Source organism: Ruminiclostridium josui JCM 17888, assembly GCF_000526495.1.
Classification (GTDB): Bacteria; Bacillota; Clostridia; order Acetivibrionales; family DSM-1351; genus Ruminiclostridium; species Ruminiclostridium josui.
The window spans coordinates 2,541,362-2,567,151 of sequence record NZ_JAGE01000001.1 but is presented as its reverse complement, the minus strand read 5'-3'; the positions used below and the strand labels follow the sequence as shown (position 1 = coordinate 2,567,151).

Here is a 25,790-nt window from a genome sequence, read left to right as displayed (position 1 = left end):
TTTGACGCTGTAAATAATTTTGTGTATGAAACATAGGAAATACTCTTTTATGGTTAAGAATTTAAGTATTAACCAGAAAGGAATATTTTTTATGAGCGTATTATCAAAAGAGCTAGTACAGGAAATAATTGCGGAGAATGATTTTAAAAATCCCGGAGAAATAATCTCCTTTTTAAAGGAGGCATTTAAAGATGTTCTTCAGGAAATGCTTGAAGCCGAAATGGATGTTTCTCTTGGGTATTCCCGAGATGAGTCAAGACATAAAATTACCGACAACAGTAGAAACGGTTACTCAACAAAAAAACTAAAGAGTGAATTCGGCCCTGTACAGATTGATATTCCAAGGGACAGAAAAGGTGAATTTGAGCCTAAAATAGTTCCCAAGTACAAAAGGGATGTATCAGGAATTGAGGATAAGGTGATTTCTCTTTATGCCCGAGGCATGTCTACCAGAGATATTCACGATCAGGTTAAAGAGCTTTATGGAATAGATATTTCTGCTGAAATGGTTAGTAAAATAACTGAAAGAATCCTTCCTGAAATAAAAGAATGGCAAGGTAGGCCCCTTGAGGCTATCTATCCTTTTGTATTTATGGATGCTATCCATTACAAGGTAAGAACTGATGGACAAATAGTAAATAGAGCTGCTTATGTTGTTATGGGTGTAGATATTTCAGGTAAGAAAGATATCCTTGGAATATGGATTGGAGAGAACGAATCCTCCAAGTTCTGGTTAGGTGTGTTAAATGACCTTAAAAACAGAGGTATAGAAGATGTACTCATATTCTGTGTGGACGGACTTACAGGGCTCAAAGAAGCTATTGCAGCTGCTTTTCCAAAGTCAGAAATTCAAAGGTGTATAATTCATCAACTAAGAAACTCATTTAAATATGTTTCATATAAGGATTTGAAGGCTTTTTCAAAGGATTTTAAAACTGTCTACACAAGCCCCAGTGAAGAAATAGCATTAAACCGGTTTGAAGACCTGAAAAACAAATGGGGCAAGGATTATCCATATGCATTTAAAAGTTGGGAAAACAATTGGGAAGTTTTATCACCATATTACAAGTTCCCGGAGCAGATAAGAAAAATAATATATACAACCAATATAATTGAAGGATTGCATCGGCAGTTCAGAAAAGTTACTAAGACAAAATCCGTTTTTCCTTCTGATACTTCTCTTGAAAAGATGCTTTATTTGGCATCAATGAATGTAATAAAAAAATGGACTCAACGATACCGGAATTGGGATCAGGTCATGAGTCAATTAATGATTATGTACGATGGGAGACTGGATAACTATATTTAAAACATAGAGCAAAGCCCCCACCGCCCTGAAGGGCTCGTCCTCATTGCCGGACGGGCTAGACCTTCAAAATACAGGTATAAGCATAGAAATACCATTATTAAATAATTATTGCCAGATTTACTCTAAATAATGCATAAAAATAGAATAATATGGCAATAATTTGAAATATAGTATTAAATTTTTGAGAGTTAATACTTTGGAAATACTTAGCCATCATTGAGTTTGAAAGGCTTCATACACAAAATTATTTACAGTCCCGCATAAAAACTGCCAGTAGGTTATACCTACTGGCAGAAAAGATTTATATTTTTTTAGTTGTCTACTTGACGGGGAGCGGTTCAGAATAAATTTATTCATTGTGCAACAGCCCCTTTTACTATATTTTGCTATTATTTTAAATGAGGCTCTGGATTATCCAAATATTTTTGAAGCAGACTATAGTATTTACCCACATGTAATCCGTCAATTAGTGAATGATGTGCTTGTACCGCCAATGGCATTTTTATTCTTTGTCTCTCATCAAAATATTTTCCCCATGCAATTCTGGGAAGGCAATCTACCGGGTGCATATGTGCAGGATGCATTATACTTGTAAAAGTTAACCATGGAGTACATGTAATTAATATAAGATCATCCCGTTCAGGTTCATGCTCCAGGTCAATATTACCCTGCAATTCCTTTGCAGTGCGTACAGCCTCTGAGTAAAACTCAATAAAATCATCTTTAAATTCAACCGTACAAAAATTAAAAGCATCTTCCTTAGTCAGTAAAATGTATGAGGGATGCACCACATCATACTCTACCACATTTTCCCCTTGAATACGATAACGAAATTCTTTGATTTCATTTGCCGTTTTTGACACAAAGAACATCATTGTTTTAAAGAAAGATAAACTATACTTACTTGCATAATTGTACAATTCTGTTACATCTACATTTGCACATAGACTAAAATGAGGATAATCCATTTGCTTGAATAGTTTAAATATATTTTTCCTCGGACTTTTATCCATTTCTATATACTTCACACTTAATCCTCCCGCTAAAACTATTTATCATTAAATCTATGTCATCTTATGTTTCTATAAACGGCAAACATATGCCTCCATTTCAATTCGCTTTCCCGAATATCTTTCTAATACATCTGCATTACCCCAAGGAACAAGTATAATAATTCCCCCTGGAAGTAAGTGCTTTTCATCCCTTTATATATGTTTAAAAAATATGTTTAAAAAAAGTCGTAATCATTTAGCTCGTATCCAAGTTTTTTCATTTTCTCTAAATGCCTTGAACTTTCGGTAGCTTTGCGTACCGTCTTTTTTAAATCTTTTAGTAACCTTAGTGTATCCTCTTTAGTCTGATATGGCATATCATGTGTCACAAGTTCAGGGTAAATACCATTTTCCCTACGTTCAATCGTAGAAAAAATTTTAAAATCATTATAATTATGAAAGTATGCATTAATATCATACAAATGCCGTTTTTTGTACAATTCGCTCTGAGGGAAAAGCAGCATTTGAGAAACCCTTTCGGTAAATACTCCCAAGTCAATTGTATTTTTTATTGCTTCCTCCGTCAGCCTTACATCTTCCTCTGTCTCCCCCGGAAGGCTTATAAGCCACCATGCAGTTGCCAGTGTATTTGTCTTTCCTAATGCCTCAATATCCCTGTATATGCTGTCCATTTTAAAGAATCTATTCATATTTTTTGCAACTTTTTCCGACCCTGTCTCTATGCCATAGTCAATAGCAACTTTATCGGCAGGAAATTTCTCAAGCACCTTAAATATATCACTGCTTACATAACCCGGTTCAATAAAAAAGTGCATCGCATCCGTTCTAATATTTTCCTTACATACTCTTTCTATAAATTCTGCAATAGGTCCATCCCCATTTGCATAAAATGAATCCTGTATAACAATGTAGGTTTTCCCCTCACTCAGATACCTTTTCAACTGCTCTACCAAATACTCTGGAGAATGAAAAGCCCTTTTTTCTCTTCCATGCTTTCCTAAACTATTTGCTTCAAGACAATGACCACAATCGGTTGGACATCCTCCTCTAACAGTATCTATTGCCGCTACGGAAGGAATGATATCTCCTTTTTTGGGGCGAACCTCAGGCCAGACTCCCTTATGAGACATAAAAGGCAAGCTATCCATTTCCAGTGTCACATTTCTTGGTATATATATTATTTCTCCGTCCTCTTGTCTAGACATAAAGCCCGGAACAGTGGGATCTATGGTGCCTCCTTCTTCAACTGACCTTACTAGTTGGTAAAGTGTTTCCTCCCCTTCTCCCACAATAACACCATTTATCAGGCCAGAATAATCCTCTACAATATCCCTTGCAAAAAAACTTGCATGCTGACCCCCGACTACAATGGGTATGTCGCCATAAATATCCCGGATCATTTGTGCTGTTTCCAGCATACCTACACTTTGATGAAGCCACATATTTCCTATACCAAATAAAATCGGTTTACGTTCCTTAATTTTTTCTTCAACCTGCTTTTTTGTATATCCATTTCTATATGCTTTAGCTAAATGCAGAATGTCTACTGTATATCCCTTCTCCCTCAGATAACCTGCCAAAGCAAGCAAACCAATACTGTCAAACTGGTCAAAGAGCGCCGGTTGAATAGTTGCCAACTTATAAGATGTATGTGGTTGTATCAGACAAACATATTTATTCTCTATCAATACTTATCCCCCTACCTAACTTAAAAGAATTTATGCCGGAAACTAACTGTCATTGAATTGCAGTATAGGTTCCGGCAGATAAAACATATCTATAATTATTAGAAACTTACTTCACTAACCTTTATTCTTCCTTCTCTTATATCATTACGAATCTGATTCTGTTTTTTCCTATCAAGACAAACAGTGTCAAAACAGGTCTGCCAATATGGATTCGAGCTCTTGTCTGCATTAATGCATACATTAGCATTGCTAAAAATAACTGCTTGTGATTTTTCTTCCTTAAAGATAAAGTAGTTATTTTCCTTGAGTCTTTCTATCAAATAATTAATCCGTCTTCTCTTTTCAGCTTCATCTATCTGACCTTCAATCGCTGCAGCCTCGGTTCCTCTTTTCGCGGAGAAAGCAAATATATTACCCCAATCTATTTTTGTGCTTAAAATAAAATCTACACTTTCCATAAAGTCGCTTTCGCTTTCTGTTGGAAATCCCACAATAACTTCTGTTCCTAAGACTATCTCCGGACTCTTCTCTTTTATCTCAATAAATGCTTCCTTTAATTTTTTCATGTCTACTTTACGCCGCATTAAATCCAATATTCTTTCATTCCCCGCCTGTATAGCAGATACAAGCATTCCAAACCGATTTTTACTTATTGCCGACAATACTGCATCATAGTACAGTAATAGCCATCTTGGATGCAATGAATCAATATATGCTGTGTATTTTCCATCCTCAATTGGCAGAGCTGATACTAATGTACCAAAGGTTTCTTTTATATCAAGCCCGTAAGCCCCAACATTATCTCCATTAATAACAACCTTATTAAATGTACTTTTTTTGAATTCTTCAATTTCCTCAACACACTTTTGTATTGGCTTACTATTCATTTTTCCAACAGCCCATTTTGTTGCACAATATGAGCAATTTTCAGGGCACCCTCTGCTTACCTCGACACAAAAGTATTCTCCCTTCCCCCATGGCATATCATGTGCATCAGGAATATCCTTAAATTTAATATCGCTATTAAAATATTCATCAAATTTATTCAATTCTGTATTTCGAACTACTTTGCCACTATGTACCTTCTTGAACAAATCCGAATCTGTATCTGGCAGGCAGCCTGTAACAATAAGCTCGGCAGGCAGAGATTTCAGCCTTTCTATTTCATTAAATGCAACCTGAGTCGTTTCATTTATAAACCCACATGTTGTATAGACAATTTGATCTGCTTGATTTTCATCCTCAACTATTTCATATCCATTTGCTAATAGATAGGATTCCAGCTTTACCATGTCCATTTGTCTTCTACTACAGTTTAAATTACATATTAGCCGTACTTTTTTACTCATTAAAATAACCCCTTTCAAAATTATTAATTATTTAATTCCTTTTGCTTTTCTTAAAAACGCCTCTTAGCACGCTTCTCTCTCCTGTATCTACCTTAGAACGATACCTTGCCAATTCACCCTCCGGTTTCATAGAATACTTTTGTAAAATAGCAAGTATATTGTCTATAGGAAGAAGTACCATATCTAGATTATCAGGAGTAAGATATAGAAAAGGCTTCTGCTGTTTTTTCAAATTATCTTCTACATATTCTTCAGTAAATACATTCAGACATAACTGTCCATCTTCGCATAGTACTCTGTCTGTTTCCTTTATTGCTGTTTCAAATTCTTCAATAGAAGAAGCATTATGAAAAATACCATTGGATAATACAACATTAAAATAGTTATCTTCATATGGCAGCTGTAGCATACTGCCTTGTCGCACGATTGTATCAACATCTTGTCCATTAACAAAGGGCTTTATCCTTTGACGAGTGGCAGCCACCATCCCCTGATGCAAATCACATGCCCTTACATTAAAGCCCATTGATACTAGCATTTGAGTATTTCGTCCACCTCCGCAGCCTAAATCCAAAACATTACATTTATGCGGAGACGGGATATTTAAAAAGAAATCTTTCCAATATTGAGGTGCCTCGAAATTTGCAAATTCCTGAATTATGTCACAATTATTCCAATACCTCAATGCTCTTTCTGCGCTATTATCCATTTTAATCACAACCTTTCTTTCATAATTTTTTATAAAAATGCCATTCCAAAAAATCTAAAACAGACACTCCTTCTTGATATTTCAAGCAAATTGTTGCTTGCTCTCTCAATAAATCCGACTCATCACCTACAGCAACACCTATACCTGAAGCCTTTAGAAGTTCTATATCATTGTCGTCATTACCAAAGGAAACAATTTGTTCTTTTGATGCAATACCGCAATAATGAGCTATATCCCAAACAGCAACTCCTTTTGAAGCTGTATCAGATAATATATCTACAATTTCTATATTTTTATCAAATGGATCATTATAAACATGAATACTCAGTGATTCTAGATTTATATAATTCAGCGCCGAACAGAATTGTCTTATCTTATCCTTTGAATCTACAAAAGCAATGGAAATTACATTTTCAATCATTGCTTCCTCTATAGATGGTACTTCAAATGCCATACCTTTCTTTTCTTTTAGTCTTTTTAGATAATAATCTTTATTATTGCGTTGATGTACTGCGACATAGCAAGCTTGAATACGATCAAAGTAATATACGTGCATATTGGGAAATAAGGAAAATTGATAAGCTGTCTGAATGATTTTCATTACCATATCACTCTTTATGTAATAGGCCTTTTGCATTTTACCTGTTTGATAATCTACAATTGCTCTTCCGTTACATACAGAAACAGGTAATGTAAGTTTAACTCCAGACATAATTTCTTTTGAACTTAACCAATCCCTTGCTGTAATAAATGTAAACATAAGTCCGTCACTTATCATATGATTTAACCTATTAATACATTCATCCAGCAAACATGCTTTACTGCTTAGCAATGTTCCATCCAAATCACTGATGTACAGATATTTATTAATAGCTCTACCCCCTAGAAATTACTTATTCATCGAAAAACTCTATTAACACCCTCTAACTCACACACCAGATCTTTAACACCGTTATAAAGATAGCCAAAACTCTCTTCACCGCTGTGGATTGTTAGCCTTACACAGTTTGAGGAAACCATTCCCTTTTCTTCCTCTAGAGAGAAACCTAATATTCCCTTATCTTTGAATGCTTGCCATAAGTTTTGTTGAATGTTGTGACCTCCGATAACTATCGTATTAGTCAACGATTTATAAAGAATAAGTTTAGAAGTACTATTTAGCAAAGAAGTTATCACGTTTTTATTATGATTTATTTTTCTTCGAATTTCCTGGAATAAATTTTTTTGATTAAGAAATTTTTTTGCTACGTAGATACTAAAGCTACTTACCGGGAATACCTGTCCCCAATTCTCAATGCATTCAGCAAGTTTTTCATTTAGTGATGCATAACCAAGCCGCATCCCTGGCACGCCATAAAACTTTGAAAAAGTTCTGATTACAACTAAATTTTTTAGATTATAACTGTTTTTAAGTATAGAAAACCTGTCAATATCCAGAACCGAATCAACTGAAGCTTCATCAACAATAAATAATATGTCTTTATTATCTTCTATTACTTTCTGTAAATCACGTGCGCAAAACCCTTTTCCAGTAATTGGATTAGGATTAGTTATCCAAACAGCCTCATATTTTCCTTCATTTATTGCATTACGCAAACTGCAAATATCCAACACCTCATTATTTATATCATAGGGCATATTTATAAAGCACGGCTCTTTCAATGTCTGATATATTCTATAAAATGTAGGTAAGACTACTCCTACCTTTTTGTTTCTTAGAATAAAATTATTAATCCTCCATATCAAATCTTCAGAGCCACTGCCAAGAACAACTCTTATACCGGGGTATATTAAGCCTAAAAGTTCCTTGAACTCAAAATAGCTCTGCTGAGGATACCTGTTAATCATCTCGGCTACTTCATGCGTTTGGATATCCTTGAGCATTTCAAAAATAGTCTCATCCCTATTAAAGCTTAGTGAATAGTCATAGCAACTTGAGGTATTCCTCAAATCTTCATAAGCGTTCATATAATTCATGCCATCACTCCAAACATTGCACCCTGTAAGTACAGTTATTTATTTTAGTTTTAATGATTTTCATTGAATTTTCTTTAAATGCTTCAATACAACGACTTACATCCTTAGCAATGGCAATTACAGCAGGTCCTACGGAGGATATAGATAACACATCTACATATCCCTCTGTTTTGAGAAAAGACAATCGATCCATAAGTTGGGCTAACCCAGGATATGTATATTCACAATTTTGTATACTTCCCTTTTTATACCGATAATCGTAGATGACATCTCCCATTATTTTTAAGTTTTCTCTTTTCATTGCAGGTAAAAAGTAATGTAGTATATTGTATGCTATTTCGTCTTTATAGCATTTTCCACACTCTAAAAATTTGTCCAGATTTTCTTTTTCTTCTTCAAATTGAGCTTTTGAATCTACGAAATTAAAGTCCTCTGGTATTCCTATTATTACATCATAGCTTTCCGAAATATCATCTGCCGCTATAACTGTATTTTCACCGGCAATTACCAATACCCCACCTTGGTGTAATCCTGAGGCTGCTGAACCACCAATACATTGAACAGGATTTAGATAATCCGGCTCGCCGTCTATTTCCTCTCCATAGTTCTGAGCCAAATACCTGATAAGATCATTGGCATCAATAGGTGACCCAAATAAATGATTTATTGCCGCTGCAACACCTGCTTGCAAACAACCTGTAGAACCCAAACCACAATGTTTCAGATTATGGTAACTTTCCACATTAACCTCAAATCCCCCAGTGTAATCTAATGCCTTTTTCATTATTTTGCAGGCATGCTCAACAACTGATTTTCTATCTGAAACTGAATTAGAAACAACAATTTCATCAGTTTCTAACAATTTAACCTCTATTTCTAAGAAAATCTGGGTAGAAAATACAATTTCACCCGGAGTATATTTCATATTTTTGTTCTCTACTATTTTGCTAGGGTCTATAGCCATTGCATTTAGGCGGGACGGATACTGAATACTAATTCTTCTTCCCTGTAGTTCTGGTGTTTTACAGCATTTTACCGGATTAAATACCGTTCCAACTTTGAAAAAATCAAAATTATTAATTTCCATGTTAAATTCCCCCCTATCTTTATTAATAACTCTTTGAATAAATATCTTTTTCTATTTTAAAAGATATTTGAGTGTCCTTTATTTCAGGCTTCGCCAAATCACTCTTTATTTTAAGTTGATTTTTTTTGAATAATTCAGAAACTACGCGATTGCAGTACCTAATTTCCTCTTTTATATCGCCATTCTGAGGAAATTTTTCCAAGAAATTTTCCAGAGCCTTATTGGAAATATATACAAAGCGTTCTGCCTCCAACTTAGGATCAACTCCTAACAGGCGAATTAGGTTTCCATCATATTCTCTGTTTAAATATGCTTTTACAACTTCCTGCAGCCAACCTAAAGGCTTTGACCTTCCTGTTACCTTAAACAACTTAATCCCTTTTTCTTCATAAAATCTCAAATCTTCTGGACGAATAAAATTAGACATTAAAAATTGATAAGGATAAGTTACCTTTAAGCTATTACACCACAGATGAAATTCGCTATCACCACATCCCTTTCCAAGTGTGCTATAATGCTCATCCCGCTTAGCGCATCTCCTCAGACAACTTTCGTTAACCATTACCTCAAAATCTATTTTCTGTATTTTTAAAAACTCTATGATTTCTTCTAGGTCCTTGAAGTTTCTGTTTACATCATGATGGGTTATAAACTTACTGGGATTGATGGAAAGATAATGTTTCATATCTTCCACGGTTTTAACCCCAGCAATCGTTGATACATTAATTTTTAAGTCCGGATATTTTGTTCGAACAAACTTCATTAGCTTAAGAGAGCTAATTGTAATAGAATCTGCTTTAAAAACGTTTACTATCCAATCAAGGTCATTTTCTAAAAATTCATATGAGTCCAATTCAATAGGTGCGTTAATTAGGTAGGCAAATGTAATACCTTTTTCAGAAATAATTTTCTTAATTTCCAGTGCATCATTTTTCTTAATTTTCTTAGTAACCTCAAATGCTCTTCCATGAGGCAAACTATCAAAGGATAAAGTTCCGTAAACTTCTTTAATATCAATTCCATTATCCATTCTGTAGTTTAGAATCTCAATAAGGCTGTCTTTATCCCATTGACAGGGTATAGATAATCCTGTCTTTTCTGGCATTATAATTTCCTCCTTTAATAAATAAAATATATTGAAAATCTAAATATAAACCAACATATATTTAGTTAACTAACAGACGAATATCATTAATAAACTGAAGAATAGCTTCTTTTGTTACATGTGGCATAATATATACCTTATAGCATACAAGCATATCTTCTTTACATTTCAATTTAAATCCATCCAAGGTGTATTTTTTTTCAATCCATTCTGGTAGTAATCCCTCAGGAATAGAATTAAAATGCAGACATACCATGTTTGTACTTGGATCAGAAATCAATACAGCCAATTTTTCAGCCAAAAGATTTTCAACTAAATACTCCTTCAGTGAAATAAGTTTATTCAATCTTGTTTTAAAGCCTGATATACCTAAATAATTAAATGTTGTCCAGCAAGCTGCAGCTGCAGCTGCACTTCTTGAACTCACCAAAGTTTTATCCATAACAGTTTTTGCATACTTTATAGGTATTGCAACACAATCCTGCAAATTACGTCTACAGAGAAAAACGCCAGCTGAAAAAGGTATATATCCCATTTTGTGGGGATCAACAGTTAAAGACTTTACATTAGCATATTGAAATGCAAAAGACTCCTTTTTGCAAAAAGGATATACAAGTCCGCCAATAGCTGCATCAACATGAAGATAAAAACTGACATCCTCTTTTTTTGAATAGTCCTGTATAATTCTATCAATTTCAAAAATCGAATCACTTGTCCCAGTCATTGTATAGCCTACTGTAGCAATAATTATAAATCTCTTTCTACCAGACTTTATCTGAAAATCAATCTCTTTTATAAGTAAATTTGTATCCATCTCAAAATTGTGATTATACGGGATTTCAACTATATTTTTTATATTAATTAAGCTACAAGCCTTATCAATGGATTGATGTGTAAGGTATGTTTTTATCAGGCAAATATCATCTGTTTCTCCTCCAAGATAATATCTGCCTATCCAAACACCCATAATATTCCCCTCTGTACCTCCTGAAGTAACATATCCATCTACTTCAATATCTCCATACAAATCACCTAACATTTCTATGAACTGTTTCTCCATTCTTCGGGTTATATTCAAATCAGAATCATTGTTGCTGAAGGTTCCCACATGATTTTCATTATATTGGATATAATTCTTGTATGTCTCAATAGCAATAGGGTGAGGAGTGGTTTGCGGATAGCCAAGAAACACTCTGCCATTGTCTAGACAATCATAATTTTTGCCCGGAACCATATATTCTTTAATTTTCTCCATACTTAGCCCATTTGTGGGAAAACTCCATTTTTCTTCTACCATTTTATCCCCCTTTCACTAGCTCTAATATAAAAACTCTTTATCAGAATTTTATTGTAATAATTGTAATAATTTTAATATATTTGAAAATAATTACATTTACAAAATGTTACCATATATAAACACAATAGTCAATATTTTACATTTAACTCCTTACTTATACAACCGTCACATATAAAAAACCGTCTGCTTTAGAATAAGCAAACGGTTTATATCAATTTATTTACTTTTAAACAATCTCTTGCTCTTCAAACAGTCTGAAAACTGCTTCATCATAATCAGATAATCTTTGTGACTTCTTAATTTTCTTTGCATATTTATCATTGTCGGTAAAGACATTTATCATATAAAACCACAGCTCTTTCATTTTGAACAGAACATTTCGTTCCCCTGAAAGTATGTTTTTATAATCATTATATATCCTGTCGTGAAACTCCTTCAATAAACCCTTTTCCAGTTTAATACTGTCCTTAACATTTTGCACCAATGCAGGATTCATTAATAATCCTCTTCCTAACATTACAGTATTCACACCTGGGAAGTCCTCGCAAAATTTTGTGTAATCAGTTACTGTAAAAATATCTCCATTGTAGCAGACAGTATTTTTGCTCAGTGCCATGGCATCCTTAAAAATAGTCATATTGGGCTTATTTTTATAAAAATCCTTTTGTATTCTCGGATGTATAATAAGCTCTTCAATAGGGTATTTATTGAATATTTTTATTAAATCATAAAATTCCTCAGGCCGCTCTTTACCTATCCTGGTTTTAACTGATATTTTGGTTATTGATTGTGAAAAAATTTCTTCTAAAAAGGCATCAAGCTCTTCTTTTTTCGCAAGAAATCCGGAGCCTCTGTTTTTAGATACTACAGTTCCGGAGGGACATCCCAAATTAAGATTTATCTCAGTATAACCCATACTCTCTATTTTTTTTGAAGTATAAATAAAATCTTTCGCATTATTAGTAAGCACTTGGGGAATCAAAACCAGCTCTTGATTGTTTTCAGGTAAAATATCTTTTAAGTCTCTGGTTTTAAAACCATCTATTTGATTTGCAGTAATGAAAGGAGAAAAGTATTTGTCTATACCATCGAAAAAGGCTTTATGTGCATTTCTATAAATATAGCCTGTTAAACCCTCCATTGGTGCAAAATAAAATTTCATATATCAAACTGCTCCTTTGATTCAGTTATTTGTCGTCCTTATTATCTTTAATTAATATATCCATTTGCTGTCTCGCTTCCTCCGGCAATGCGTCCATCAGATAGCTACGGTCTCTTGCCTGTATTTCCTGATACTTCTCTTTTATTCTTCTGTTGGCCTCTTCCACATCAATTTTTAGCTCTCTGGCAGATAACAAGGCACACCCTGCCCCCCTTACAATTATCTGCTGCAAACCATCAGAGGTTGCAACAGTTATATTATATTTTTTCTGATTGTCGTGGGCAAACTTTTCAATATATTGATCCGCAGTTTGTGCCTCTTTAGTATAAACTACATGAATGTTATGATAACTTACTATTTCCTCAAGATGACCTTGCACACGGTAAGCATCAAAAACAACTATTATTTGGCATTGGCGAATCCCCTGATAGTTGCTGAGCAGCTCAAGAAGTTTCATTCTCGCAGCATCTGCATTCTTTTCCAAAAGTTCTTTTAATTCGGGCCACGCAAATAAAATGTTGTAACCATCCACAAGAAGATATTCTTCTTTTATTTCCTTATGCGTATTTATATAGGTAGCCTTTTCATAAGAACTTTCCACGGCTGTTTTGCGCCGTTTCCATGCAGTCTTTTTGCCCTGATTAACATAATATGTTCTATTAATAATTTGGTCAATCTCCTCTAAACTTATAGATATTTCTTGAGATACTCCATGTCTTTTTTCCTTTTCTTTTATTGAATTATCTCTATTTTTAAGGTAGCTTTCTAAATGCATGTAGTTTTTTACTTCATTCCAAGGCACAGAAAATCCTGCTCCATTTGCACAAAATACAGACCCGCTGGGATTTTCCATATCCCTTTCGGCGTCATACCCGATACTTTCTATAACCTCCTGTGCATTGTGGCAAGGTTCATAACCTTTCACACTGCAAAATAGTCTGCCTTCACCTTTGGTATATGCATTTACCTCTTTCTGATAATTCCTCATTGTAACAACAGGGGCGCTTCCCACTAAAACCACAGTTTCTCCATTTGTCTGTGATATTTGGCTTGTGCCGTGCATTTTCTCAATATCAGTCATAGCCCTTCCTACCATCTTTTCAGGTAGTTCCAGTTGAAATGCATAATAGGGCTCAAGAAGTATGGATTCTGCTTCCATTAATCCCTGCCTTACCGCACGGTAGGTTGCAGCTCTAAAATCACCGCCTTCAGTATGCTTATTGTGTGCTCTTCCTGATACAAGAGTAATTTTAACATCGGTAAGGGCTGAGCCTGTAAGTACGCCTTTATGCACTTTTTCTGCCAAATGTGTTAAAATAAGTCTTTGCCAGCTTTTGCCCAGAATATCTTCGCTGCATTCCAATCCGAACTCCAGACCGCTTCCCGGCTCTCCCGGCTCCAATAGTAGATGAACTTCCGCATAATGTCTTAGCGGTTCAAAATGACCTACTCCCTCAACAGTGTTTTTAATTGTTTCCTTATACACAATCCTTCCTGCATCGAAGGATACTTCTACCCCAAAACGGCTTTTTATTATGCTCTGAAGTATCTCTATCTGCACCTCTCCCATAATCTGTGCATGTATCTCCTGTAACTGCTCATCCCATACAATATTAAGCTCTGGTTCCTCTTCTTCAATCTGCCGTAACTTTGGAAGCATCATTCTTGGGTCGCAGCCTTCCGGAAGTATAATCCGGTAAAATAAAACGGGTTCCAACAGCGGTGAACCTGTGGCTGACTCTATTCCCAAGCCCTCTCCCGGTCTGGTTTGATTGAGTCCTGTTACTGCACAGACCGAACCTGCCTCTACTTCACTTACAGCCTCATATTTTTTTCCGGAATAAATACGAATTTGATTTACTTTCTCTTCCCATTTTCCGTTTGTCAAAAGGTCTTTTACCTTTAGCTTTCCTCCCGTAATTTTTAAATGGGTAAGTCGATTTCCTTGTTCATCTCTTGTTATTTTAAAAATTTTAGCCCCAAATTCCTCAGGATAGGATGGTATGGTGGCATACTTTGCTATTGCTTGTATTAATTGCTCAACACCTTCCAATTTCAAAGCTGAACCAAAAAAGCAGGGAAATAATTTGCTCTCTCTTACAGCCTTACTAATCTGCCAAATCTCTATATCACCTTTTTCCAGATAAGTTTCAAGAATTGATTCATCACACATGGACAGTTGTTCGTAAAATTCTGTTGTCTCCGTTTCCCCAAATTCAACACAGCCATCACCTAACTGCTTTTTCATGTCTTTTATTAATTTGCTTCTATCCGTACCATTCTGATCCATTTTATTAACAAATATAAAGGCAGGTATATTGTACATATCCAATAACCGCCACAATGTTTTTGTATGTCCCTGTACTCCATCCGCACCGCTTATAACCAAAATAGCATAATCCAGCACCTGTAGTGTTCTCTCCATTTCAGCTGAAAAGTCTACATGCCCCGGTGTATCCAATAATGTAATATTTACCCCTTCTGTTTCAAACACAGCTTGTTTGGAAAAAATAGTAATTCCTCTTGCTCTTTCCAACTCATAGGTATCCAAATAAGCATCCTTATTGTCTACTCTTCCCAACTTGCCGATTTTACCGCTAAGATAAAGGATACTCTCTGATAGTGTCGTCTTGCCTGCATCAACATGTGCCAATATTCCAATGATTAGTTTTTTCATGTTTGAATTCAAATCCTTTAGTCTTTCTGTCTGTATATATAAATTACTGCTTCTTTTTAGCCTGTTTGTCTAAGCTTTTATTATATGATACCAGTATGTTTGGGTTTTGACAATTTTTCAACTGATAAGTACGTTGACATTGGCCCCATAGAGGGCAGTATTTGTCGACATAACATCAGAAATATTGATAAAAACTGTTTCGAACCTGAACAGTAGCAATTTTCGGTCTAAATGGTAATTGGGCAAGTTGATGAAACTTAAAAAGTATAGTAATATGTTTATAAATTTAACTGAGGGAGAGATGAAGCATTAACAGGAAAGGCGGTATTAAATGATAACAACTCTCATTGAACTCATACGATTTGGGTTTTCTTTACTCTTCGGAGTGGCGCTCTCTGTTTGTTTTGCAGGTATAGAGTATACACGGAAGAACAAATCTATTGGTTTCTTTTGCTTAATCCTCCTTATTGTTCAGGCCTCCTACTGGTGGCTTTTTGGCATAGACTTTACGGCAAAATTATATCCATTAATTGCCCATCTGCCGATGATTCTTTTTCTCATCATATATTTTAAACGCCCTTGGTTGATTTCCATTGTCAGCGTGTTCTTTGCCTATCTTTACTGTCAGGTACCACGATGGATTGGTATCATTGGTGGAACAATCCTCGGTAGCAGGCTCAGCGAGCATATCTGCTATATAGCAGCTGTGTTTTTGGCATATTATCTCTTTAAAATATATGTGGCAGATACTCTTCGGGAATTGGTGGATAAATCTGCCAAATCCTGCATCCTGCTGGGCACTGTTCCCATGTTATACTATTTATTCGATTACATAACCACGATTTATACCGATTTGCTTTACCGAGGCGTAAATGGAGCGGTTCAGTTCATACCCTCTGTGTTTTCTATAGTTTATTTCGTGTTTATTATCCTTTACTACGTCGAAATGCAAAAGCAAATATGTGCTAACAGGGAACGTGATATGCTAGCTGCCCAGCTCCACAGTGCACATTCGGAGCTTGTGTCTTTGCGGCAGATGCAGAATGTTGCTGCCACCTACCGACACGACATGCGCCATCATTTTGCCATTTTACAGGGCATGGTCTCCGAAGGCAATATAGACAAGTTTAAAACATATCTAAAAACTGCACAGTCCGATATAGATGCAATCACACCCATTCGCTTTTGCGAAAATGAAACTGTCAATTTGATTTTGTCAACCTTTTTTACCAAGGCAAAACAAGCCGGAATTACCATGACGGTGGACGCAAAGTTGCCAATTTCATTGCCTTTGAGTGACACAGAACTTTGCTCCTTGCTTTCAAATGGTCTTGAAAACGCTATCTCCGCTGCTACCTCCCTCAGTTCGGAGTTCAAGGTAGTGTCTGTCAAAGCCACAATACATAAGAACAATTTGCTGATTTTGATAGAAAACCACTATGAGGGCGTAATTGTAATAAAAGACGGTCTTCCTCAACCATCTCTTGAGGGACATGGCTACGGAACACGCAGCATCTCAGCCATCGCCGATTCCCATGGGGGGCAGGCAACTTTCAGCGCCGAGGATGGTTTATTTACTCTGAAAGTCAAAATTCCATCCAAGAAATAAGGAACAAATTTATATGCTGTCACATTGTCTTCGCCAAGTAATACAATTCAAAAACGCAGGAGCTTATATAAACTAGGTAGAGTATAAAAGTAGGAAAATTATAGTCTTTTCCCACTAATTTGGTGCTATAGGTAAACTCTTGTTGTTCACATACGACTTATAAATTTCTTCTAAAGGAGTTTCCAATATTTTTTTCATGTCATTAATCTGGGGGTTCTTCATGTACTCCCTTATTATTGAACTGACAACAGTAGAAACGGTTACTCATCAAAAAAACTAAAGAGTGAATTCGGCCCTGTACAAATTGATATCCCAAGGAACAGAAAAGGTGAGTTTGAGCCTAAAATAGTTCCCAAGTACAAAAGGGATGTATCAGGAATTGAGGATAAGGTGATTTCTCTTTATGCCCGAGGCATGTCTACCAGAGATATTCACGATCAGATTAAAGAACTTTATGGAATAGATATTTCTGCTGAAATGGTCAGTAAAATAACTGAAAGAATCCTTCCTGAAATAAAAGAATGGCAAGGTAGGCCCCTTGAGGCTATCTACCCATTTGAAATATAGTATTAAATTTTTGAGAGTTAATACTTTGGAAATACTTACCCATAATTGAGTTTGAAAGGCTTCATACACAAAATTATTTACAGTCCCAATTGTAAGAACTATTTAAGCTGTCTGTTCACTTCGGCTATATCCGTCATACTTTCCATATCCTATAACTAATTGCCCAATCTTTAATTCAATTCGCTTTTCCTTTATTCCAAACCTTCAGTAATCACTGTATCCTATAAGCATAACTCTTCTTACTATACAAGGTCAGAAATCTAGTATTTCTTGATAATACGTGATATCTTACACCAATTCATAGGGATGGTTAATTCAGCTAGAAATACTCGATTCATAATCTATGTACTACGGTTGATATAATGATAACTGGGCAAATCATCACGTCTCATAGGAGCATCATATTATTATATTTATGCTATTTTTCTCATACTGAAATTGAATACAATATTAACATCCGTATCTTTAAAGCCTTGAAACTACTGGCTTTCTTTCATATTTGCAAACTAAAGTCCTGTGGTAAAATAGATTTTTGTATAATCGTTAAACTGCCCATATTATAAGGCTTTGCAGGATTATCACTTACCACTTGTCCGACATTAAAACATATTGTGCAGAATAATTTTATAATGAAGTACTGAATTTTCGTATTTTCACCTATCATACTCCATCCTAATCATCTGTACGGTTTTATATCATCTTCTCCGTACTTATTTACATGTTCCATCTTGAAATTCATAATCAGTTGTTCTCTATGCCTTTTATCTGGCATTCTTCCAGTTGCCTCAAAGTTTAAAACATAATGTCCATTGGAACGATAGAGTTTACGTAAATCCTTCTTTACCTTAGAAGATAACACGAATATGCCTTTATGCTCTTTTAACATCTGTGCCAAATCTCTATGTTCATTATCCCCAAATACATATTCCTCACCATTCACTTCACACTCATAGTAATCTTCTGTTCCTAAATACGGACAATCTGCATAAACAAATACACTTGTATCATTAAACTGGTTCAGTACTTTTCTAAAATCTCGATTAAGGATTTCTACCGTTTGTAATCTGTCTGACAGTGCTACGATTGAAGGTAGATTTTTTCTAAAAGTCGATGCCATATTATTTTCTGCATCAGCAGAGATTCTAAAACTAGCATTCTTTGACCTACCCCTAAATGATGCAAACTGCACATAATAGTAGGCAACTGCCTGCTCCAAATCCGATGCTTTATCATCAGACCTAAGTACCTCTTTGTACTTTTGGAATAGTACTTCGGAATAAGGCAGTGCTTCTAATTCTGCAATAAACTCATCCGATTTAGTTTTAATAATCACATATAGATTTGTCAAATCTCCATTGATGTCATTTACAACAACCCTCGTATCTTCTGGCAAGTAACACAATATTGCAAGACTTCCACAAAATAAATCTACAAACACCTTGCTTCCAGACTGATGGAATGCCTCAACGACTTCCCTTGCTATCCTCGGTGGCTTTTTTCCCACATAGGGAAATAATGTTTTTAATTTCTTCTTTGATTTTCCTTCTGTAACTATTTCTACAATTGCCTTAGTGACCGTTTCCGAAATGTTGTCTGTCTCATATATCTTCATAAGAGCATTCAATAATCTCGTCTCCAGTCTTAGACTTACCTTCTTCTTAATTAAAATCACTCCTCCTTTACGGATGGAGTCCCTTCTGTAGAATTGTCCAAACTGAAACCACTTTTTTCATTTGCTATTATTTTGTGGCTTACCTTGGTACCTTTCAAACATCAGGTTTAAAGATAAGCAGAAATATACGAAATTTCAAAGAAGATAGAAAGTTCTCAGTATCTTAAAACACACTTGAAGTAATAAAAGATTTGAGTACAGCTAATTTTGTGCATCACAAAAACAGCTGATAGATTTTTACGTCTATCAACTGCTTTTGTATAAATATATTGCAAAACCACCATTGATTTCCTCAATATTTAAGTGTACATTTATAGCTTTGATTTATGAAACAAAAAGAAAGCCATAACACCTTATTGGTTATGTAGGGATTGATAATTATCCCACATTCGCTATATGGTGTTATGACTTTCATCTATGCTATATATTATTACCTCAGATATGCGATTACTTAAACTGTTTCCTTCTACAATACATTAAAACATATTCATTAATATCAATTCCATTGTTTTGAAATCTTCCACCTCGACCTTGTTTTAATTCAGTATTAGCGATATTTTCAGCATCGGCATACTTTTTCATATTAATATTAGCCAGCATTTTAAGTAGCATCTCATCCATTATTCCTTCTTGTTTTAGAATAAATGAATCGAAACTACCATACTCGGATAATATTTTATCTATATACATTTCACTCTCAGTATTAAATTCATTGATTGCTTTGACACACACTTGGTCCACTTCACTTACATTTTTTATTGTATATGTTTTTTCATCCCACTGTATGGAAGGAGCAGTATATGCACCATTTGCTCTTAAGCTATCTTTTTGCAAGCAGTTCTCTTTCATATCAAAAACTTCCCAAAATATATTATCATAGTAGTATAGCTTAATATTGTACCGAAGAGTTAATTTATACTGATTATCACTATTACGAGCAAAGTAAATCGCACTTACAAGATAATCATTTAGCTTTCTATAAATGCAATTTGATACTAATTTACATTCTGTTCGACTTATGTTTTGTTTCATTCCACTTTTTAAGGCCTTCTCGATTTCTTTTAAAACTTCCTTTTGCCCTTTTGTCATCTTATCACACCTCACAACTTATACAATTATTGTTTCTATAGTAATATTGTTTTCACAAAGCTGTTCGTTAACTCTATCGATAAACTTCGAGCAATTCGAAGTTAATTCATATTTAAAGTGGATTTCAATACAATAAAGCCCAAATTGTTTTTTAGGATAAACCTCTTTATACTGCTCATTTTCCAAAAAATTAATATAAGCGTTAATCTTATTTTGCAAATGAATTAAATGTTCATATTCATTTGTCCAATCAAGATGGTCTGTAATAAGTAGTATGAGTTTTTCTCCATCTTTGCTTATTCCTATACCATCTACCTTGTTTTCATCAACTACTGACATTGTTACTCCTTTCATCAATTAGATTACTTTATTTGAGGTCTAACTATTTTCACCTCAGTTCCAGAAGGTATTTGATAGCCTCCAGTAAATATTCCCTTTCCTTTGCCAACAACGGTTCCTCCACTACTAAACAACTCTGGAAATGCAATTTTTTGGTTAGGTGTTAATGGCGCTGTAGCCGACGATTTAAACTCATTTATAACAACATTTCCATTTGCATCTAACCCAATTGCATCAACTCGTGTTTTTGTTCCACTAGAAGTTTTAATTGTAATTTGCTCTACTGCATTCGTATTGTTGCTATTGAAATTGGAAAACTCTTGTTGCTCAAAAGCTTTTCCTTGTGCACGATTATTAGCCAATACATCAGTCTTAGAGCCTCCCTTAACCTCAACTTTCCCACCATTCTTCAAAGCATTTTCATATAGTTCGTTGACCTTGGCGGTTGGTTTAGTGTTGCGGGTTAATACTATTCCACGTTTTCCTTCGTGCTCTATTATGTCTCCTGCATGGGTGTTTTTACGGTCTATTTTTTCTATTGTTCCATCATAGAGCAGTACCCACGGGTTGACTTCCCCGTATATTCGTATATGCCGACCTTTTCGCTCTATTTTGAATTTTTTAAACCTGAATTTGCTTAATATTTTGTCTATCAGGCCGTTGAGCTTCTTTATTCCCTTTGAGAATCCTTTTTTCAGGCTCTTTATGATTATCTTTCCGTTTTCGATTATCATGCTGCCTGTTTTGGATACCAGTTTTGCTCCTGATTTCAGCAGGCTTTTGATGCCTTTTCCTACTGTTGTAGCCAGCTTCTTTGCACCTTTGGCAGTTGTTTTTATTCCTTTTTTGATACCACTCTTGGCCGCTTTTATGCCTTTTCCGGCTAATTTGAAGCCCAGTGCCATTGCAAGTTCTACCAACCCCATTGCCAAGGCTGTTGCAAGAGCTATTGCTGCAGGTTGTATGTGTCTTGCCCATCCCTGTGTCAGGTATGTTTCTATGTAGCCTGCCGCTTTTGCTATGGTATCTATTATGGACACTACCATGGCCGCATTCATTGCCGTGGTTATTGCGTTTATTATTACAGGCAGTGCTGCGGTTATTGCTCCCCCTGTTACTATTTCAGCCGCTATTATTCCAGCCAGTGCTCCCAGTACTCCCAGCAGCAGCTTCCACCAGTTATCTTTTAACCATTTTATTACAAATTGTTTTATCTGGTCAAGAATCTTTTCTGCGTTTTGGGCTCGTGTCTTTAGTCCGTCCCCAAAGCTGTTGCCTGTTTTTTGTGTGTCAAATTCCTCCATTATGCTTTCTGTGGTATGGGGGTTGGAACTTCCCTGTAGTTCCCTTGTTTCTCCGTCTTTTAGGTTTATGTCTTCCAGAAGTTCAGGAGTTATTTCACCTTTCTCAACTTGTTCTATGACTATATCGTTCTCGGTTAATTTTTCTACTGTCTGGCCTTGTGGCTGTCCTCCTTCTGCTGCCTGGTCTTCCATAGGCTGTGTCAGGTCTACTCCTAGCAGCTGTTCCCAGACCTTTCCTTCTATATGAGGCAGTGATGCTTTTGCAGCTTCTCCTAATGCTTTTATTCCCTCCATTATTTCAGCAAACTGGCCTGAGATTAACATTCCCGTAAAGGTCAATATTCCATTGTAAATGCTCTGTACAACTCCCAGTAGTTTATCCAATGTTCCTGACAGGAAATCCAGCACCGAATTTACTCCTTTTTTCAGGCTATCTGCCAATGCGTTTACTTTGTTTACTGCCTTGTCTACTGTTTTATCTATAAAGCCACATATTTTTTTCGATATTCCTGGGAATTTGGCAAATACTATTTTTACGAGTCCTTTCAGGAAGGCTCCCAGCCCTTTGATAAGTCCCACTATCATTCTTCGGCCTAACTCTATTAGTCCGTTTATTGCTTTTTTGGCCAAATCAAATATGACTTTTACTGCCTTTCTCAGTGCGTCAAATATGAAATTCAGTGCCTTTTTTAGACCTTCTATGAATTTCTGTGCTTTGTCCTTTACCCAGTCTATGGCTTTTGCATACCATGGCTTGTCTTCTTTTTCTTTTTCCTTTTCATGCTCTTTCTTTTTATCTTCTGCTTTTTTCTTTGCTGTTTTACATTCCTGATTGGCATCACTTTCTGCTTTTGCCATTTTTTCTTTAATTTCTTTATTCTTTTCTTCTTTTATTTTGTTTATTTCTTTGGTTTTGTTTTTTGTTTCAGCTTCTGCCTGCTTGTCGTATTCTGCCACTGCCCCATCTATTTCTTGTCTCCATTGTTTTCTTTGACGTTCTACTTCTGCTTGGGCACCTTTTTGTTCCTCCATCTGCTTTTTGCTTGTTTCCGCTTTCATTGCCATTATTCGGCTATCTGATTCTGCTCTTGCAGCTTTTACATCCGAATCGAATTTTTCTCGTCCTGTTTGATATTTTTCTTTTTGCTCTGTTAGCTTGGTTTTCATTTTTGGCCCAAGGGTTTTGTTCAGCTGTGCCTCCATTTCTACCGGAATTTCAAGTGTTTTTGGGGCTTTATATGCCTTTGCTGTTGTTCCTTTTAATGCTTTTTTGGCTTTGAGGATTGTGTTATCTTCATCGGGGAATATATTGTTTTCTCCAAAGTCATTTTGTATCTGTTCAAGTTCCTGCTGTTTTGCTGCTTGTACGTTCTGAGACATTTCGGCATTGTAGCCTTCCATCTGTGATGGGTCTGCTTCTCCGGTAAATTCAACTCCCGGTGTGTTTGCAGTCTGCAGCTTTGCTTGTGCCATTATCTCGTCTGGCTCTGCCTCACTGTTTATGTTTATATCAAAGTTTTTAGCTCCGTCTTGTGCTTTGCCTGTCTTTTCAGCTTTAAAACTTGTTGGTACTGCATGGTTAAAGGTCTTTAAGGGCTTTTTAGTTTTTTTGCTTTTGGATATTGCCGTTATCCCTGTAGGTGCCTTTATTTGTGGTACGTTGTTTTGGGTTTTCTGAGTTTGGTTTTTTAATGCTTCTCCCGACAGGGCTGTTACCTGGGAATATGCATTTAGCGCCTGTGTAGGCGGTACATTTTCCAACTGTGACAATAAACTTCCCGGGTCTCCACCCTTTATTTTTACCTCAGGAGTTTTTTTAGCTTTTTGTCCTGGTGCTGTAGCTGAAGCAATAGCGGCTATTTCCTTTCCAAAGGATGGTGCAGGTGCCTTCTGCTGCTGTTTCTTTTCCGATTGCTTTTTGTCTGGAGTCGCAGCCTTGGTCTGAGCTTTCTGTTTTATTTGTGTATTCTCCTGAGTTTTCACAGCCACAGTCTTTGCAGTATTTGCATTTGTCAATTGAGCAGAGCTTTTGGTATCTGTTTTTTGCTTGACTGTTTCCTTTGTCTGTTTTTGTGTTGTTTGCTTCACTTGAGAATATTTTCCAGTATGGGAATTTTCTTTATTTTTATCCTTAGTTGTATTTACATAATGTGAATCAGGGGTTTCCTGCTTTTTCTCTGCTTTAGGCTTACTTGTTTCTTCACTGCTAAGAGACTTAACCTCAGTAGTAGAAGATGTCTTTTCCTCCTGAGGTTTATTGATATCCTTATTTGATTCTTTAGTGTCCTTAGTATTATCTATAAGGGTAAGAGAACTTTTCTTCTGGTCTATCTCCTTACCCTGTTTTACCATTTGCTTACGTTTTCTACCTTCTGTCATGAGCCTAACTGTTTGACTGTAGCCCAACTTTGACTGAAAGAACATAAATTCATCACGTGTTACTGAATCAGGGTCATTAAGAAGTAGTGCAACTATTTGTGAAAATTCTGTCACTCGTACGTTTGGCTTTTTACTAGCGGTCTTTGACACAGAAGATTTTTTCTGACTGTTGCTATATAGTAAATTCGAGGACTGTTGAGATTTTCTTGCAACGGCACTTCCGGTGTTCATATTATCTCTCCTTAAAAATTAACTTCTATTTACTAAGTAAATTTTTAAGGAGATTTTACATCCAAAATATAAATATAATTTATATAAATATGTCAGAACCACCAGCTGAGCTGGTGGTTCTGACTATGGATTTTAAATGATTATCTTTTTCTCACTGGATAGCAAACCTCGGTTACCAATTCATCAGGATTATTTGTTTGTGCAGGACTGACATGGTAAATGCAGAACATTGCACCATTGAATTCATAACCATTATCCTTTACCCAATCGGCAACAGCCTGATTTACTGCCGTAATTTGCTCATAGCTGCCTTTATATGTGGCAGAGGCAAACTCTACTGCCGGAACCGTTTTAAATACTACATTTTCAGTGTCCTCATAATGTCCCTTCACTGGCATCTGTATTTCTATATCTACATCGTTTTCTTTATACCCTTCATCATGAAAAATTGCAAGACTTTCACCGAAACAAGCCTGCTGAAAATTCATTATTGGCGCTGTTTCTGTCATTAGCATATTCCATAGTATCCCCTCTTGATTATATGACGGTATTATTTTTCTTACACTTGCAACATATCTTTCCGGCAATGTTTTTAATATTACATTATAATTCATAGCGTTATCGTCCTTTCTTAATCTCATTATTGCTGTATCAAGGAGGAGTAGACGATGGCTAATTTCTTCTGCTTGTGCCTGCACTTCAGCTTGTTTTATTGTTAAAAACTCTGACAGTGCTTTAGGATTATCATAGTTTTTCAATATCTCTGAAATTGCTGCAAGACTGAAACCCATGTCCTTTAGTGCCGTAATTCTAGATGCAATAAGTAGCTGTTCTTCACTGTAGTAGCGATAACTTGTATAAGAATCTGTGCTTTTGGGCACCAATAATCCCAATTCATCATAATGCCGAAGCATTCGTATACTAATCCTTGATAACCTCGAAAAATCACCTATTTTTAACATTTTTACACCTCACATATATGTGTGTTGTATTGAGCTCACTTTTAGTATAAAGTGTACCATAATGTAAGAGTCAATAATAATCTAATGAAAAATGTTTACTTTTCACTCCTAATCCAAACCATCAAAAACTTTGGTGCAACAAAAAAGGGTTAAGAGAAATATATAACTAATTTTCTCATTAACCCTTATTTTAGCTACTGTTATAGTTTTATAGCTTTCGTAGCAACTGATGTATATATAAATTTGTCTAATGCCGTTCCGCCAG

At 35.6% G+C, this 25,790-nt stretch carries 18 protein-coding genes and 1 pseudogene; 3 read left to right on the top strand and 16 right to left on the bottom strand.

Annotated elements, in window-relative coordinates; genetic code table 11:
* Positions 1 to 91 precede the first annotated feature (91 nt).
* The gene (locus K412_RS0111755) at positions 92 to 1,309 is read left to right on the top strand and encodes an IS256 family transposase (RefSeq protein WP_024833290.1); all 1,218 of its coding nucleotides are present in this window, start codon (positions 92 to 94) and stop codon (positions 1,307 to 1,309) included.
* 389 nt (positions 1,310 to 1,698) lie between these two features.
* Here the strand turns inward: K412_RS0111755 and K412_RS0111750 are convergent, their stop codons facing one another.
* The 11 genes from K412_RS0111750 to K412_RS0111700 all read right to left on the bottom strand — a co-directional run bounded on the left by K412_RS0111750 (position 1,699) and on the right by K412_RS0111700 (position 15,373).
* Positions 1,699 to 2,337 (bottom strand): chloramphenicol acetyltransferase, encoded by a 639-nt coding sequence (locus K412_RS0111750; RefSeq protein ID WP_024833289.1) that lies wholly within the window; start codon positions 2,335 to 2,337, stop codon positions 1,699 to 1,701.
* Between the two features lie 200 nt (positions 2,338 to 2,537).
* Entirely contained in the window at positions 2,538 to 4,010 is a 1,473-nt protein-coding gene (locus K412_RS0111745) for a B12-binding domain-containing radical SAM protein (RefSeq protein WP_024833288.1), read from the bottom strand.
* Positions 4,011 to 4,108: 98 nt separating this feature from the next.
* Complete coding sequence (locus K412_RS0111740; RefSeq protein WP_024833287.1) at positions 4,109 to 5,359, bottom strand: radical SAM protein; 1,251 nt, start codon at positions 5,357 to 5,359, stop codon at positions 4,109 to 4,111.
* Between the two features lie 31 nt (positions 5,360 to 5,390).
* Positions 5,391 to 6,068 (bottom strand): class I SAM-dependent methyltransferase, encoded by a 678-nt coding sequence (locus tag K412_RS0111735; RefSeq protein ID WP_024833286.1) that lies wholly within the window; start codon positions 6,066 to 6,068, stop codon positions 5,391 to 5,393.
* A 19-nt stretch (positions 6,069 to 6,087) separates the two neighbouring features.
* Positions 6,088 to 6,912: an HAD-IIB family hydrolase gene (locus K412_RS0111730; RefSeq protein ID WP_024833285.1), complete on the bottom strand. Its 825-nt coding sequence runs from the start codon at positions 6,910 to 6,912 to the stop codon at positions 6,088 to 6,090.
* A gap of 53 nt (positions 6,913 to 6,965) precedes the next feature.
* A complete protein-coding gene (locus K412_RS0111725) occupies positions 6,966 to 8,045 on the bottom strand; it encodes an aminotransferase class I/II-fold pyridoxal phosphate-dependent enzyme (protein ID WP_024833284.1) in 1,080 nt (359 codons plus the stop codon).
* Between the two features lie 4 nt (positions 8,046 to 8,049).
* Positions 8,050 to 9,132 (bottom strand): GHMP family kinase ATP-binding protein, encoded by a 1,083-nt coding sequence (locus K412_RS0111720; protein ID WP_024833283.1) that lies wholly within the window; start codon positions 9,130 to 9,132, stop codon positions 8,050 to 8,052.
* 22 nt (positions 9,133 to 9,154) lie between these two features.
* Positions 9,155 to 10,237, bottom strand: a complete 1,083-nt coding sequence (locus K412_RS0111715) for a U32 family peptidase (protein ID WP_024833282.1) — start codon at positions 10,235 to 10,237, stop codon at positions 9,155 to 9,157.
* 61 nt (positions 10,238 to 10,298) lie between these two features.
* Positions 10,299 to 11,534 (bottom strand): pyridoxal phosphate-dependent decarboxylase family protein, encoded by a 1,236-nt coding sequence (locus tag K412_RS0111710; protein WP_024833281.1) that lies wholly within the window; start codon positions 11,532 to 11,534, stop codon positions 10,299 to 10,301.
* Positions 11,535 to 11,760: 226 nt separating this feature from the next.
* Complete coding sequence (locus K412_RS0111705) at positions 11,761 to 12,696, bottom strand: tRNA dihydrouridine synthase (RefSeq protein ID WP_024833280.1); 936 nt, start codon at positions 12,694 to 12,696, stop codon at positions 11,761 to 11,763.
* 25 nt (positions 12,697 to 12,721) lie between these two features.
* Positions 12,722 to 15,373 carry a translation factor GTPase family protein gene (locus K412_RS0111700; RefSeq protein WP_024833279.1) on the bottom strand — a complete coding sequence of 884 codons (2,652 nt, stop codon included), beginning with the start codon at positions 15,371 to 15,373 and terminating at the stop codon, positions 12,722 to 12,724.
* Between the two features lie 331 nt (positions 15,374 to 15,704).
* Between K412_RS0111700 and K412_RS0111695 the strand changes: the two genes are divergently transcribed.
* Both K412_RS0111695 and K412_RS21855 read left to right on the top strand, forming a co-directional pair.
* Positions 15,705 to 16,982 carry a sensor histidine kinase gene (locus tag K412_RS0111695; protein ID WP_024833278.1) on the top strand — a complete coding sequence of 426 codons (1,278 nt, stop codon included), beginning with the start codon at positions 15,705 to 15,707 and terminating at the stop codon, positions 16,980 to 16,982.
* A 240-nt stretch (positions 16,983 to 17,222) separates the two neighbouring features.
* Positions 17,223 to 17,540 (top strand): annotated as a pseudogene (locus tag K412_RS21855) (transposase); the annotation flags it as partial.
* 685 nt (positions 17,541 to 18,225) lie between these two features.
* Here K412_RS21855 and K412_RS0111680 read toward each other — a convergent pair.
* The 5 genes from K412_RS0111680 to K412_RS0111660 all read right to left on the bottom strand — a co-directional run bounded on the left by K412_RS0111680 (position 18,226) and on the right by K412_RS0111660 (position 25,525).
* On the bottom strand, positions 18,226 to 19,221 hold the full coding sequence (locus tag K412_RS0111680) for a DNA adenine methylase (protein ID WP_157833824.1): 996 nt from the start codon (positions 19,219 to 19,221) through the stop codon (positions 18,226 to 18,228).
* Positions 19,222 to 19,668: 447 nt separating this feature from the next.
* Complete coding sequence (locus K412_RS0111675) at positions 19,669 to 20,310, bottom strand: hypothetical protein (protein WP_024833276.1); 642 nt, start codon at positions 20,308 to 20,310, stop codon at positions 19,669 to 19,671.
* A gap of 18 nt (positions 20,311 to 20,328) precedes the next feature.
* Entirely contained in the window at positions 20,329 to 20,649 is a 321-nt protein-coding gene (locus K412_RS0111670; protein ID WP_024833275.1) for a DUF6572 domain-containing protein, read from the bottom strand.
* A gap of 23 nt (positions 20,650 to 20,672) precedes the next feature.
* Positions 20,673 to 24,563, bottom strand: coding sequence for a hypothetical protein (locus tag K412_RS0111665; protein ID WP_024833274.1), 3,891 nt, complete (start codon positions 24,561 to 24,563; stop codon positions 20,673 to 20,675).
* Positions 24,564 to 24,703: 140 nt separating this feature from the next.
* Entirely contained in the window at positions 24,704 to 25,525 is an 822-nt protein-coding gene (locus K412_RS0111660; protein WP_024833273.1) for a MerR family transcriptional regulator, read from the bottom strand.
* Positions 25,526 to 25,790 lie beyond the last annotated feature (265 nt).